This window comes from Aestuariicoccus sp. MJ-SS9 (genome assembly GCF_032586235.1).
Taxonomy (GTDB): Bacteria; Pseudomonadota; Alphaproteobacteria; order Rhodobacterales; family Rhodobacteraceae; genus Aestuariicoccus.
On the sequence record NZ_JAWHTD010000041.1, the window covers coordinates 19496 to 33076 of the forward strand.

At 59.0% G+C, this 13581-nt stretch carries 15 protein-coding genes; 7 read left to right on the plus strand and 8 right to left on the minus strand.

Features of this window, described 5'->3' with window-relative positions; translation table 11 throughout:
- Nucleotides 1–40: 40 nt before the first annotated feature.
- Genes RXV88_RS19235 through RXV88_RS19255 form a run of 5 tightly spaced genes read right to left on the minus strand, consistent with a single transcriptional unit; the run spans nt 41 to nt 4466 of the window.
- Nucleotides 41–643, minus strand: coding sequence for a GDSL-type esterase/lipase family protein (locus RXV88_RS19235; protein WP_316295120.1), 603 nt, complete (start codon nt 641–643; stop codon nt 41–43).
- Nucleotides 621–1637, minus strand: coding sequence for an oligopeptide/dipeptide ABC transporter ATP-binding protein (locus RXV88_RS19240; RefSeq protein WP_316295121.1), 1017 nt, complete (start codon nt 1635–1637; stop codon nt 621–623). Before RXV88_RS19240 ends, RXV88_RS19235 begins: the two co-directional genes overlap by 23 nt.
- Nucleotides 1634–2617 carry an ABC transporter ATP-binding protein gene (locus tag RXV88_RS19245; protein ID WP_316295122.1) on the minus strand — a complete coding sequence of 328 codons (984 nt, stop codon included), beginning with the start codon at nt 2615–2617 and terminating at the stop codon, nt 1634–1636. Before RXV88_RS19245 ends, RXV88_RS19240 begins: the two co-directional genes overlap by 4 nt.
- 4 nt (nt 2618–2621) lie before the next feature.
- Nucleotides 2622–3521: an ABC transporter permease gene (locus RXV88_RS19250; RefSeq protein ID WP_316295123.1), complete on the minus strand. Its 900-nt coding sequence runs from the start codon at nt 3519–3521 to the stop codon at nt 2622–2624.
- A 3-nt stretch (nt 3522–3524) separates the two neighbouring features.
- Nucleotides 3525–4466: an ABC transporter permease gene (locus RXV88_RS19255; RefSeq protein ID WP_316295124.1), complete on the minus strand. Its 942-nt coding sequence runs from the start codon at nt 4464–4466 to the stop codon at nt 3525–3527.
- Nucleotides 4467–4748: 282 nt separating this feature from the next.
- Here RXV88_RS19255 and RXV88_RS19260 point away from each other — a divergent pair, with 282 nt between their 5' ends.
- The 4 genes from RXV88_RS19260 (at nt 4749) to RXV88_RS19275 (ending at nt 8568) form a co-directional block, all read left to right on the plus strand.
- Nucleotides 4749–5792, plus strand: coding sequence for a LacI family DNA-binding transcriptional regulator (locus RXV88_RS19260; RefSeq protein ID WP_316295125.1), 1044 nt, complete (start codon nt 4749–4751; stop codon nt 5790–5792).
- A 223-nt stretch (nt 5793–6015) separates the two neighbouring features.
- On the plus strand, nt 6016–7602 hold the full coding sequence (locus tag RXV88_RS19265) for an ABC transporter substrate-binding protein (RefSeq protein WP_316295126.1): 1587 nt from the start codon (nt 6016–6018) through the stop codon (nt 7600–7602).
- A gap of 427 nt (nt 7603–8029) precedes the next feature.
- On the plus strand, nt 8030–8272 hold the full coding sequence (locus RXV88_RS19270) for a type II toxin-antitoxin system CcdA family antitoxin (RefSeq protein ID WP_316295127.1): 243 nt from the start codon (nt 8030–8032) through the stop codon (nt 8270–8272).
- Nucleotides 8272–8568, plus strand: a complete 297-nt coding sequence (locus tag RXV88_RS19275) for a CcdB family protein (protein WP_316295128.1) — start codon at nt 8272–8274, stop codon at nt 8566–8568. Before RXV88_RS19270 ends, RXV88_RS19275 begins: the two co-directional genes overlap by 1 nt.
- Before the next feature lie 201 nt (nt 8569–8769).
- Here RXV88_RS19275 and RXV88_RS19280 read toward each other — a convergent pair whose 3' ends face one another.
- The 3 genes from RXV88_RS19280 to RXV88_RS19290 all read right to left on the minus strand — a co-directional run bounded on the left by RXV88_RS19280 (nt 8770) and on the right by RXV88_RS19290 (nt 10397).
- Nucleotides 8770–8952: a hypothetical protein gene (locus tag RXV88_RS19280; RefSeq protein WP_316295129.1), complete on the minus strand. Its 183-nt coding sequence runs from the start codon at nt 8950–8952 to the stop codon at nt 8770–8772.
- A 178-nt stretch (nt 8953–9130) separates the two neighbouring features.
- Nucleotides 9131–9805 carry an ankyrin repeat domain-containing protein gene (locus tag RXV88_RS19285; RefSeq protein WP_316295130.1) on the minus strand — a complete coding sequence of 225 codons (675 nt, stop codon included), beginning with the start codon at nt 9803–9805 and terminating at the stop codon, nt 9131–9133.
- A gap of 145 nt (nt 9806–9950) precedes the next feature.
- Nucleotides 9951–10397 (minus strand): hypothetical protein, encoded by a 447-nt coding sequence (locus tag RXV88_RS19290; RefSeq protein ID WP_316295131.1) that lies wholly within the window; start codon nt 10395–10397, stop codon nt 9951–9953.
- Between the two features lie 428 nt (nt 10398–10825).
- On the opposite strand from RXV88_RS19290, the gene RXV88_RS19295 reads away from it, so the two are divergent.
- From RXV88_RS19295 to RXV88_RS19305, 3 genes are read left to right on the plus strand one after another with little or no spacing between them, the layout of a single operon-like run.
- Nucleotides 10826–11566, plus strand: coding sequence for a glycosyltransferase family 2 protein (locus RXV88_RS19295; RefSeq protein WP_316295132.1), 741 nt, complete (start codon nt 10826–10828; stop codon nt 11564–11566).
- Between the two features lie 15 nt (nt 11567–11581).
- Complete coding sequence (gmd, locus tag RXV88_RS19300; protein WP_316295133.1) at nt 11582–12706, plus strand: GDP-mannose 4,6-dehydratase; 1125 nt, start codon at nt 11582–11584, stop codon at nt 12704–12706.
- A 5-nt stretch (nt 12707–12711) separates the two neighbouring features.
- Complete coding sequence (locus tag RXV88_RS19305; protein WP_316295134.1) at nt 12712–13542, plus strand: GDP-L-fucose synthase; 831 nt, start codon at nt 12712–12714, stop codon at nt 13540–13542.
- Nucleotides 13543–13581 lie beyond the last annotated feature (39 nt).

A 13581-nucleotide genomic window follows, 5' to 3' on the forward strand; every position in this document is an offset into this window, starting at 1 on the left:
ACAGTGCCGCCGGGATTCATTCGTGGGCCGCTGGCGCGGCTCAGTTTAATGGGAGCTCCGTCCTCAGAATATTTGACCATTGCATATAGCCCGATGGTTCCAGATGGATGCCGTCGGGTCGAAAATGCTGGCCGTAAGGCAGGTCATTGGCCCCCATGAGGCAACTGGCAACGTCAATAATGCGCGTTTTCGGATCGCTTCTGACGTCTTCCGCGAGGATCTCGTTGTACCGTTTGTACTCGTCGATCCAGATCCAGCGCGCAGGCCCCGGAACCGGGGTAAGATACGTGATCTGCGCCTCGGGCGCTTTGGCGCGGATCGCTTGATGGAAGCGTTGCTGATCCGCCAGGGTTTCTTCCGCAGAAAGCCCGAACGCACCAATATCATTCGATCCGAAATAGATCACAAATTCATGCGGAGCGATCACGTCGAGGATACGTTCAAGGTGGAATAACCCGCTCCTAAACGATCCGCCGCCGATGCCCGCGTTTATCAATCGTAACGAGCCAAGATCCTCGCACATCCTTTCCCAAAGGCGAACCGAAGAGGAACCATAAAAAAGGATCGGCCGATCAAGGGGTTCGCGCCATGTAATCCGATAGCGGATCGCCTCGACCTCATCATGAAAAGTCGGAAATGTCATTTGGCCCTCCATTCAGGTTTGTTCTTGGCTCTTGATTGAGCGAGGTGCCTTCCAAAGGGAAATGGCATGCGACCAGCCCCGCCCTGGTCGCAGAAAGTTCAGGTCTCGTCCGAGCGCAAAGCTCCTGCGCGTTGGGGCATCGCGCTCGAAACGCGCAGCCCGACGGCAAGTCAAAGGGACTTGGAGTTTCCCCTTTTATCAGCTCTCGCCGATGCCGTCGGACGGGCGTGAAGCGCGGCACAGAGTCCAGCAGCGCATGTGTGTACGGATGACTGGGTTTTGACAAAATCGACTCTGTCGAACCTGTTTCGACAATCCGCCCCAGATACATCACCGCGATGCGCTGGCTGATATGTTCCACCACAGAGATGTCGTGAGAGACGAAAATCAGCCCGAGGCCCATCTCGGCCTGCAATTCGCGAAGCAAATTCAACACCTGCGCCTGAATGGAAACGTCCAGAGCTGAAACGGGCTCATCAGCGATGACCACTTTCGGCCTGAGCGCCAAAGCCCGGGACAGCGCCAGCCGCTGTCGCTGCCCGCCCGACAGTTCGTGCGGAAACCGCGAGGCGTGCTGCGGTCCAAGCCCAACGCGGGAAAGGAGCCAGTTTACCCGCTCATTCCGCTCCGCCATTGTGCCACGTCGGAAATTGTCCAATGGCTCACGGACGATTGATCGGGCGGTCAGTCTCGGGTTGATCGAGGCGTAGGGATCCTGAAACACCATCGCAACGGATTGCCGAAACCCGCGCAATTTGCCTTCGGGCGCATGCGTGACATCGGCACCCTCAAATTCGATCTGCCCGCTCGTTGGCTCGTCAAGCCGGATCAGCAGGCGCGCCAGCGTCGACTTTCCGCAGCCGGACTCGCCGACAATCGCCAGCGTTTCGCCAGCCGCGAGCTCTACATCGACGTGACTGACCGCATGTAATTTCCGCCCCTTATCCGTGATGAATGTTTTGGACGCCGCCTGCGCCGCCAGCAATGCGGTCATGGTGTCGGTTCCTTGATTGCCCGGATGGATTGGTGATGGATGCAACGCGTCATATGACTTGGGCCGACTTCGATGGTAGCGATTTTCTGTACAGTGCAAGCACCGGTAGCGGCGAAGCATCGGGGGGCAAACTGGCAACCCGGCGGGCGCGCATCGAGGTGCGGAACGGTACCGGGTATTTCTGTAAGACGGTCGCTCTTGTTACCAAGTTGCGGCTTGGCCCCCATCAGACCGACCGTATAGGCATGAGCAGGCGACGATAGCACTTGATCCGCACTGCCCTTTTCAACGATTTCGCCCGCATACATGACAGCAACGTCATCCGCGATTTCGCCCACAACGCCCAGATCATGGGTAATGAACAGCACGCCTGTTCCCAGGTCATCCTTCAGTTCGTCGATCAGGCTGAGGATTTGCGCCTGGATCGTGACGTCGAGCGCGGTCGTTGGCTCATCGGCAATGAGCAATTTGGGCCTGCATGCCAAAGCCATGGCGATCATGACGCGCTGGCGCATTCCACCGGAAAGCTCATGCGGATAGGCCGAGACACGGGCGCGAGCCTCGGGAATACGCACCATGTCGAGCGCTTCCAGCACCCGTTTTCTGACGTCGGAATGCGACAAATCCGTATGGCGACGCAGGGCCTCGCCGATCTGGTTGCCAATAGTGAAGGCGGGATTGAGCGAACTCATCGGGTCCTGAAAAATCATGGCAATATCGCCGCCGCGCAATTTCTGAAGCCCCCTTCCCTTGAGGCCGGAAATGTCTTTCCCGTTGAAGTGAATTTTCGCCGCGCAGGTTTTCGCGCGGGTCGGAAGCAGCTTCAGAAGGCTCATCGCCGTCACGGACTTTCCCGACCCCGACTCCCCGACAACGCAAAGCGTTTGTCCGGCCTCCAACCGCAGGGAAACATTGCGGACAACATTGGTCCGCCCGAACGAAATATTCAGATCCTGAATTTCGAGTAGCGGATGCTTCATCGGCTCAATCCCTCCGAACGCGAAGCCGGGGATCCAACCGTTCCCGAAGCGCATCGCCAAGCACATTCACGCAGAGAACGAGGATCGTCAGCGCCCCTCCAGGGATCATGATGACCCAAGGAGCGATCTGAAACATGAAGCGCCCTTCTGCGATCATCGCGCCCCAGCTGGGAATGCTGGGCGGCATGCCTGCGCCCAGAAAACTGAGGATCGCCTCGATCAAGATGGCTGAAGCAAAGACATAGGTCGCCTGCACGGTCACCGGCCCGATGGTATTGGGCAAAATATGCAATCCGAGGATCTTCCAAGTAGGAGTTCCGATCGTGCGCGCCGCGTCGATGAATGGAAGCCCTTTGACGTTCACAACCGTGCTGCGCACGACGCGCGCCATGCGCGGCGTATCATTGACAACAATGGCCACGACCACGGTCCAAAACCCAGCCCCCCAGAGCGCGACGAGCGCAATCGCCAGGAGCAAGCTTGGGATCGCCATCATGCCGTCCATCAGGCGCATCAAGGTCAGTTCACCCCAGCGGAAGTATCCGCCGAACAAACCGATTGTTACGCCCAGAACGACCGTCAATGCCGCAACCGTCAGACCGATCGTCATCGAAGTGCGCGTCCCCACAAGTACCATCAGTATGATTTCCCGACCCAAGTGATCGGTACCGAAAAGATGATCCGAAGATGGCGGCTTCAATCTCAGAAGCGGGTTGATCGACGTCGCATCGCTGATGACCGCAGGCGCGATAAAGGCGACGATCAGGAAGATCACGAATGTGATCAGAGCTATTGCGGTGTAGGGCGTGGCCGCGAGATCTTTCACAACACCCAAGGCGGCTCCGATCGAGCGGCGGATCCCCGACTGCCTTTCGACGGCCTCGAACAGATTGGCGTCAGTCATCGCCTACTTCCTCAACCTTGGGTCAAACAGAACATAGGAGAGATCGACCACAAGATTCACGACAACCAGCAGGGCGATGAAGAAGATCATGACGCCTTGCACGACGGGGAAATCCCGCTGCAGAACTGCGTCCACGGTCAGCCGGCCCAAGCCGGGCAGATTGAAAACCGACTCGGTCACAACGACACCGGAAATCGTTACCGCAACGCCAAGTCCGATAACCGTGGTAATCGGAATACCCGCATTGATCAGGGCGTGTTTGCCAACAACGACCAACTCCCCGAGGCCCTTTGCGCGCGCGGTTCGGATGTAGTCTTCCTGAAGGATTTCAATGATGGCCGCGCGGGTGACGCGCGAAACAAGGGCCCAAAAGATCACAGCAAGTGTCAGGCTGGGACCCACCAAGGAATGCAAAGAGGCCAACAGGCCTTCGGATACCGGCGTGTAGCCCTGCACCGGTATCCAGCGCAGCTTCAGCGCAAGGAAATAGACGACGATATAGCCGATCAGGAAGGGAGGGATTGAGAATGCCAGCCCCGAAAGCAGGCTGATCGCGCGATCAAACGGGCGTCCCATCAGCCAGCCCGCAAGCACCCCTGTCGGGACCGCGATAATGACCGTTGCAACAAGCGCGGTCGCGGTCAGCATCAGCGTGACTTCGAGCCTTTGCCCGATCAAAGTCGTCACATCCTGTCCGGAGAAAATCGATTGGCCGAGGTCCAATCGCAAAAGATCACCAAACCAGATTGCAAAACGCTCCCATAGTGGCGCATCCAAATTCATCTGCCTGCGAATGCTCGCCAGTTGCTCAGGCGTCGCATTGTCACCCGCCATGAGCGCGGCCGGATCACCCGGAGCGATATGAATCATCATGAAAACAAAGGCGGTTCCGATGATGACGATGGGGATCGCGGTGATCAGCCGCCACGCAATATACCTTAACAAGACAGCCCCCATGCATGAGCCGAAAAGGGAAAGCAGGTGTGAATGAGTGCCGAAATTTGAAGCATGGTTATGGCCTGCGCATTTTGGGCGATCGAAAGCCGCAGAGGTCAGCTACAGCGTAGTTTCACCATCAAAATTAGTCAATCAAATGATCTTCACATTGGCGCCTTCGGCATCATTAAAACCTAGATGACTGAAATTAATCTATAAAAATGATTGCAATTTCCCTCATTTGTGCTCTTTGTTAGAGGTCTTGTCGAAAAATCAAAATGGTGATGTGCCATGGCCAGAAAGCTTCCCCCGATTCCCGAGATCGCCAAACTGGCCGATGTGAGCACTGCGACGGTCGATCGCGTCCTCAATCACAGGCCGGGCGTTCGCGAGAAGACACGGCTGAAGGTCGAACAGGCTGTCGAAACCCTCCTGGGCGGGGAAAGCGGCAACTCAAGGCCCGCGATGAGGGCTGCATCTACCCGCATCGCTTTCCTCGTCAACTCGTCAAAGTTTTTTAGCGCGGATATTTCCGCCCTCGTCGAGGAAGTGGCGAAGGAAATCGGCCTATCACCCTCCCCCAGCATACACACCCACTCATTTGAAGACCCTACGGACTTGGGCGACCGCTTGCTTGAGGTCGCAGCGGGCGTTGAGGGCGTGGTCCTCATTGGGCGCTCTTCCTTCGGCGTAAATGCAGCGATTGATCGCCTTGCCGCCGAGGGCAAGCCCGTCGTCGGCGCAACAACCGATTTTCCGGAGGCCCGCCGAACCTGCTATGTCGGCATGGATCAAAAGGCGGCAGGACGTTTGGCGGGACGCCTGCTGGGAGAAATGCTCCGCGACGAACGCGGGTCAATTCTCATGCATATTGGCCGCCGGTCCCGAACGGAAGATGATCGCGAAATCGGCTTCCGCTCCTTTCTGCGCGAGCACTTTCCGGAGATCGAACTGCGTGAGATCTTCAACAAATCCGCGACGGACGAAGAAGCCGGGGCGCTTCTGGACGGCGCAATGGATCGCCCTACTGACATTCCGGGTGCAATTTTCACAACGGGTGGTGGGCTCCATGGCCTCGCCAGCCGCCTAAAGCTACATCAGGCCACCGGCGGAACCCGCCCCTTCCTTCTGGGGTACGAACTTCTGCCCTGGTCGGAAAGATTGCTCCGCCAAGGCGATGTCGACTGCCTGATCGCCACAAACGCAAAATCCGTCATCAGGGACGCGCTCCATTCCGTGATTGATGTCGTGGCTCACGGAAAAGAGGTATCTGACAAGATCTATGCGCCATATCTGATTTTTCCCGAGAATCTAAGCTGCCTCGACTGGAGCTGACGCGGATCATGTTCGCAAAAAACATCAAATGATGCATTGAGTCGCCTTATTTGATGTTAAAAAGAAACAAAATGATTTACATTGTGATTTCGGACGTCATATGATGTTGGCATGTGATGGCGAATCCGCACCGACTGCGATTGCCGGCCGTCAGCGGAGGAATAGTGCCGGAGGCGATCGGGGGCGCACCGGAAGGAAGCCTGAAACCCCAAGGGAGGAAATTATGAAAAATCTTAGAAGTCTATTGCGCGGATGCGTTTGCGCGCTGGCACTTGCGTCTGTTTCCGCAACAGGTGTGATGGCGGAAGAGGTGCTCAAATTCCGCGGGGCCGGCAAGCTTGATCTTCTGGATCCGATCTGGACGTCAAACTTCGCGGTGCGCGATCACGGTTTCCTCGTCTATGAAACGCTCTTCGCGCCCGACGCGGATTACAACCCGCAGCCGATGATGATCGACACCTGGTCGGTCAGCGAAGACGGGAAGACCTATACATTCACCCTGCGTGAAGGGCTGCTCTTCCACGACGGTTCCACCGTCGATACCGGCGATGTCATCGCATCGCTGTCGCGCTGGATGGAGAAGGATTCGTCCGGCCAGATTATCGCGGCGCGTCTTCAGTCGATGGATGCCGTCGACGATCTGTCCTTTACGATGACCCTCTCCGATCCGCTGGCCATGTTGATCCCGGCACTCGGCAAAGTCAGCTCGAACGTTCCCTTCATCATGCCCGAAGAGATCGCCCAAACACCGTCCGACGAGCAGATCACGTCGCCCATCGGTTCTGGCCCGTACGTGTTCCAGCTCGACGAGTGGCAACCGGGCGTGCAAGCAGTCTATACCCCTTTTGACGGCTACCAGCCGCGCTCCGAACCGCGCTCGGGTCTGGCAGGCGAAAAGATCGCCCATTTCGACCGTATCGAGCGCCTGTTCTTCGCGGACGAACTGACCGCCGCAAATGCCCTCATGACAGGTGAGATTGACTATATCCCGCTCTTGTCGCCGGACACTGTTCAGATCTTGCAGGGCAACCCCGAAGTAGAGGTGGCAGTCAAGAACCCGCTCGGCAAGAGCGTTCAAATCGTCATGAACCACTTGCAACCACCATTCGACGATGTTCGCATTCGTCAGGCCGTGCAGCTGGCGCTGGGGCAAAGCGACTACCTGATCGGTATGTACGGCGATCAAACGCAGTTCTATCAGGAATGCCCTGCTCTCTTCATGTGCGGCACGCCGCTGGAAAGTGATGTCAACTCCGAGCGCGTCATGGCAAAAGATCCGGAGGCTGCCAAAGCCCTGCTCGAAGAAGCCGGCTATGATGGCACCCCGGTCACCATTCTTCATGCCATGGACATCAACGACCAGCGTATCGGTGGTACGATCACCGTTCAGTCCCTGCAAAATGCGGGCTTTGTTGTTGACGAGGTCGTCACTGACTGGGCAACCGTGGCGCAGCGCCGGGCCAACAAGGGGCCTGTTTCCGAAGGTGGCTGGAACATCTTCCAGACCGGTTGGACAGGCGATGCAATGATGAGCCCGATCACAAACGTCTACGTGACCGGCGCTTGCGAAGATGCTTGGTACGGATGGCATTGCGACGAACAAATTCAAGAGCTTCGCTCTGCATTTGTGGACGCGCAGACTGAAGAGGAGCGTCTGAGTGTTGCAGAAGCAATCCAAGAACGCGCATTCGAGATCGTAAGTGTCGTGATCATGGGGCAATTCGTCGACCCGGCCGCATGGCGCAGTGATTTGAAGGGAATGGAAGAGTTCCCGATCTTCACAAACCTCTGGGGTGTGACCCGCGAATGAGAGAACGCGCTCGGGTGCCGCCCACAAGCAAAGCAGGCCCTTATAGGCTCAAGAGAGTGGCTGCTTCGGCAGCCACTTTTCTTTGTGTGAACCCTTCGGTCCAAACCGGCCAGGTTCGGTATGCGCACACAAAAGCATATCTCCATCGTGGAATAGCCCCCTGCAGGTGGTCCGCCCACTGGTGCCCCATCAAACCCGCAATAACGCTTCTGCCACAAACACTCGCGAATGAAGCTTCTCGGATCACCAAAGCTCGATAACGTCACACCGCGAGAGAGCCGTCTCTCGGCCCATCCTCCGGACAGTCACAGTCACTTCTAAAAGCTGTGACGCGAAACAGTGATCATTCGGCGGCGCATCCACTCGCCCGGTACCATTGCCTTGCACACCGTCTGTGTGTATTTATAGTGGTGGATAGGAGAATGCCATGCAGACCACATCGGAGAAGCGGCGCACGAACATTACCCTGACCGCTGAAAATCTCACCGCTGCGCGGGAGTTGGGTCTTAACGTGTCGGCGATCAGCGACGCGGCCGTCGGAGAAGCAGTTCGGGCGGCGCGAGCCGAGGTCTGGGCCAAGGAGAATGCGGCAGCGCTTTCTGAGCGCCGTGCCTGGATTGAGGCCAACGGGACGCCGCTGGCAGACCTGCAGGTCCTGAAACTCGGCTGATGGCACAGTTCCAAGTCTACAGGGTAGCTGGCGGACGACTGGTGCTCGACCTCCAGACGGATCTGATCGACACCGGGTCCCGCGTCGTTGCACCTCTCGTCCCGGTTTCAGACGGGCCAAGGGTGATCGGGCGCCTCGAGCCGGTGTTCGAGATACAGGGTGAGGACCATGCCCTGCACACCGCAGAGATGGCGGCGATCCCCTCCGCGCTGCTCAAGGGACGGCCAATTGCTGATCTTTCCGGTGCCGATTATGAGATCCGGGGTGCCCTCGACATGGTCTTCTCAGGTTTTTGATTAGCCCATGCTGGAGGCGTCGGTCCCAAACACATCCGCAATGCCACCCAGCACCAAGATCGTGTGACCGCCGATGGTCATCGTTGCACCCTCGGGGGTGTCGGTAATGTTGCGCGATACCAACCTTGACCGTCCGGGGTTGGTGTTTCACAGCACCAGAAAGTGGTTCGTCACCCAGTGCGAACGAACCTGCGTCGTGCATCAACTTTGATTTGGGCCGCGCATCTCGCTTATCGCTCTTTGAATGGCACGCCAGATTTCCGCTTCTGCCTCGTCTCCCGCGTCTTCGTACTTCTTGGCATTCCTGGCGGCTTCAGCCTGCGCTTTGTCACCGTGTGCGTCATACAGGGCACGTGCGTGTTGGTGAACCTTCATCATATCCATGATAGCGCTCCCTCTTCACAGTTGCGTCTGCAAGTGTTGCACGCTGAGATCGGTTCGCGCTTGAGGCACATCAATGTTCGCTGAATGCGCTGGCCGCCCTTCTCCGGGGAGGTGATCAGATCGCTCTCGTGGCTGCAAAAACCCTTGGTGTCCGAAAATTCTTAACGACGGACAGGCGTCATTTGAACGTTTCAAGGCGCTCAACCATCGCCGAATAGCCACGAATCCTGGCATGCTGGAGGGGTGTGAGCCCATCACGATCCGCCAATGTCCGATCTGCCCCGGCATCGAGTAGAGCGTCCAACACGGCGCGGTGGTCTGGTCCGCCATCGCCAAGAACCACAGCCTCCATTACAGCCGTCCAGTGCAGGTTGTTGATGTGATCGAGCGGCGCGCCGGCCGCTATCAGGCGGCGCACCACCTCGACGTGACCCAAATGCGCCGCCGCAATCAGAGCCGTTCCGTCGTAGGGGCTGGTCGTCAGGCCCGGATCATTGCCGAGCTCGATGGCTAAGGACATCAATTCGGGATCATCAGCAACAGCGGCAATTGTCACAACGTCATAAGCGCGTCCTTCGAGCGCATTCATATCCGCACCCGCCTCGGCCAATGCCCGCAAAGCTGCGTCTTCCGACGCAAATGCCGCGACATGGGCGGGCGTGCGGCCCTTTGGATCTCGGGCGTTCACATCCGCGCCCTCGACAATGTGCTGATGAATGGCGGCGACATCTCCGTCGTGGGCGGCCCGGAAGAGGCCGTCATAAGCGGCGACTTCGGATGCCGACGGCGCTGTCTGGGCCGTTGCCATCGTTGTAAGACCAATAAAGGCAGCGATTATTGAAAAGCTTTTCAAGTCAGAATCCCCGCTCATGGTACCGATGCAGCTAGAGTAATCATACACAAGAAAAAATCTGCAGCAGGCATTTCAGACCGTCAGGCGGGACCTGCCTCATTCCCCCAGGCCCAAAGCGCAGGCGAGCCACAGTGTTCCAGCCGCGCTAGGCAATCGCGGGCGGCCATACCAGAAGATACAACCACGTCGCCGCCAGTACGAGCGGCACGCCAAGGCTTCCTATGAGGCCCATGAAAGGAATTTGAGGTGTGTGCGGCAGAACGATGGAGAATACGTCATGGGCATCAAGCCCCGAATAGTCACCTTTCCTTGCCTTTGCCCGCCATTGCGCGCTTCGCCAGACGGCGGCGAGGATAGCAACGGTAACGAGCGCGCAGAGGACAATCCCCAGCAGAGGAATGACGGGATAAAAGAGCGCATCTTCCAGTGAATTTCCCCGCAGGCCAACGATCAGCGGTGTAAAAAGGAAGGCCTGGCTTGCTATCAGCCAGTTCACGCGCGCATTGATCAGCGAGAGTTCGAACTGAATCTCACTGCGGATGTAGCGATAGACGTCGTCATTTTGCGGCTCTTGGCTCGGGTCGGAACTCATTCTCAGGGTCTCCATGGAATCGGTTTGCCGAGGTGCCTGACTATGGTCCGCCTGCCATTGGGCGCCTGCAACAGTGATCTGCGGCCGCCGAGTGGGCCGATGTCTGCGAAGAGGACAAAACTGCGTGAAGCGAGTGACGCGAATTTCGGCGTCATGGACGTCAGAAACGTGATCGAATTCCAGCGGTGCCGGGGCTAGCCCCCCTGCCCCGTCAAACCCGCGATAACGCTTCTTATCCGGCGTGCAGGGAGGAGTGAAAGATTGTGCGGACGAGGCCCCTGCCCTTTTTGCCAGCAACGGATCCCTCTGCCGGTCCCGCTCCGACCCCTTCCCATGCGTCAGCGCCCTGCCGCCATTTCATGTCCCGCGCGGCTATGATACCGAGATGGGACCGCGCAGATACCATTGACCCCTCCCGAGACCTTTCCGTGAAACTCTCCATCGTCACCGCCGTCTACAACCGCCTTGACACCATCAGCGAGACCCTCGACAGCGTGGCCGCGCAGAACTACGCCGAGATCGAGCACGTGATCCAGGATGGCGGCTCAACGGACGGCACAATCTGCGCGATCGCCGCACGACAGGACCCGCGCATCTCCTTTGTCTCCGAGCACGATGGCGGCATCTACGATGCGATCAACCGCGGCATCTCCCGCGCGACAGGCGACGTGATCGGGCTCATGCATTCGGACGATTTTTTCCCGAACGATCAGGTCCTGGCACGGGTTGCGCATGCGCTCGACGACGGGAACGTCGACGGGGTCTACGGCGATCTCGATTACGTCTCGGCCAAGGACACCTCGCGGATCATCCGGCGCTGGCGCTCCGGCGCCTACATCCCCGAGAAGCTCGCGAAGGGCTGGATGCCGCCGCACCCGACCCTCTATCTCCGCCGCGAGGTCTTCGAGCGCCACGGGCTCTACGACACTTCTTTCCGCATCGCGGCCGACTACGACGCCATGCTGCGCTATCTCGCGAAAGGCGACATCCGTCTCGCCTATATTCCCGAGGTCCTGGTGAAAATGCGGATCGGCGGCGAGAGCAACCGCTCGCTCGCGAAGATCCTGCAGAAAAGCCGCGAGGATTACCGCGCGATCCGGCGCAACAACGTTGGAGGGCTCGGCACGCTCGCCATGAAGAACCTCTCCAAGGTTCAGCAATTCTTTTGAAACGAGTTACAGCACATGAGCAAACGCGCATTGATCACCGGCGTAACGGGCCAGGACGGCTCATATCTCGCCGAATTTCTCCTGGAGAAGGGCTACCAGGTGCATGGCATCAAGCGCCGTGCCTCGCTCTTCAACACCCAACGCGTCGACCACATCTACCAGGACCCGCACGAGGCCAACCCGCAGTTCCACCTGCATTACGGCGACCTGACCGACACCTCGAACCTCACCCGGATCATCCAGGAGACCCAGCCTGACGAAGTCTATAACCTCGGCGCCCAGAGCCATGTCGCGGTGAGCTTCGAGAGCCCGGAATACACCGCAGATGTCGACGCGATGGGCACGCTGCGGCTCCTCGAAGCGATCCGCCTCCACGGGCTTGAGAAGACGACACGCTTTTACCAGGCGTCAACCTCCGAGCTCTATGGTCTCGTCCAGGAGACCCCGCAGAAGGAGACGACACCGTTCTATCCGCGCTCGCCCTACGCGGTGGCCAAGCTCTATTCCTATTGGATCACGGTGAACTACCGCGAGGCCTACGGGATTTATGCCTGCAACGGCATCCTGTTCAATCACGAGAGCCCGCGGCGCGGCGAGACCTTCGTGACGCGCAAGATCACCCGGGGCCTCGCCAATATAGCCCAAGGGCTCGAGGAGTGCCTCTACATGGGCAATATCGACGCGCTGCGCGACTGGGGGCATGCCAAGGATTACGTGCGCATGCAGTGGATGATGCTGCAGCAGGAGGCACCCGAGGATTTCGTGATCGCCACGGGCCAGCAATATTCCGTGCGCGAGTTCATCACCTGGTCGGCGCGCGAGCTCGGCATCTCGCTCGAATTCACGGGCGAAGGAGTGTCCGAGACCGCGACCGTGGCTGGGGTCGAGGGCGACAAGGCGCCGGCGGTGAAACCCGGTGATGTGATCATGCGGATCGACCCGCGCTATTTCCGGCCCGCCGAGGTCGAGACGCTGCTGGGCGATCCCGCCAAGGCCAAGGTGCGGCTCGGCTGGGAGCCCGAGATCACCACGCAGGCGATGTGCGCCGAGATGATCGCAGAGGACCTCAAGGTGGCGCAACGCCACGCGCTCCTGAAGGCGCACGGTCACGACATCCCCGTCTCCCTGGAAAACGGGTGAGCCCCATGAAGACCTACGTGGCAGGCCATCGCGGCATGGTGGGCGGGGCGATCCTGCGCCGGCTGGAAGCGCGGCAGGCGGCGGGCGAGAAGCTGGCGCTCATCACCCGCACGCATGCGGAACTCGACCTGACCGACCAGGCGCAGGTCAGGGCCTTTATGCAGGCCGAGCGCCCCGACGTGGTGATCCTCGCCGCCGCCAAGGTGGGCGGGATCCTCGCCAACAACACCTACCCCGCCGAGTTCATCTACGAGAACCTGATGATCGAGGCGAATGTCATCCACGAAGCCTATGCCGCCGGGGTGACGCGGCTTCTGCAGCTGGGCTCCTCCTGCATTTACCCCAAGGCCGTGCCGCAGCCGATGCGGGAGGATGCGCTCCTCACAGGCACGCTCGAGCCCACGAACGAGCCCTATGCCATTGCCAAGATCGCCGGGATCAAGCTCTGCGAGAGCTACAACCGACAATACGGCACCGATTACCGCTCGGTCATGCCGACGAACCTCTACGGGCCGGGCGACAACTTCCATCCCGAGAACAGCCACGTCCTCCCTGCCCTGATCCGCCGCTTTCACGAGGCGCGCGAGGCCGGCCAGAAGAGCGTGACCATCTGGGGCACCGGCACGCCGCGGCGCGAGTTCCTGCACGTGGACGACATGGCCGAGGCCTCACTCTTCGTGCTGGACCTCGACCGTGACACCTACGAGGCCAATACCGAGCCGATGCTGAGCCATATCAACGTGGGATGCGGCGCCGACATCTCGATCCTCGAGCTGGCGCAGATGGTGGCGCGGGTCACTAGTCACCCGGAACCAAATTTGCCATCATTGATTTGAGGCAATTCGGGGAGGCGTTGATGCGGGGCCGGGCATCGG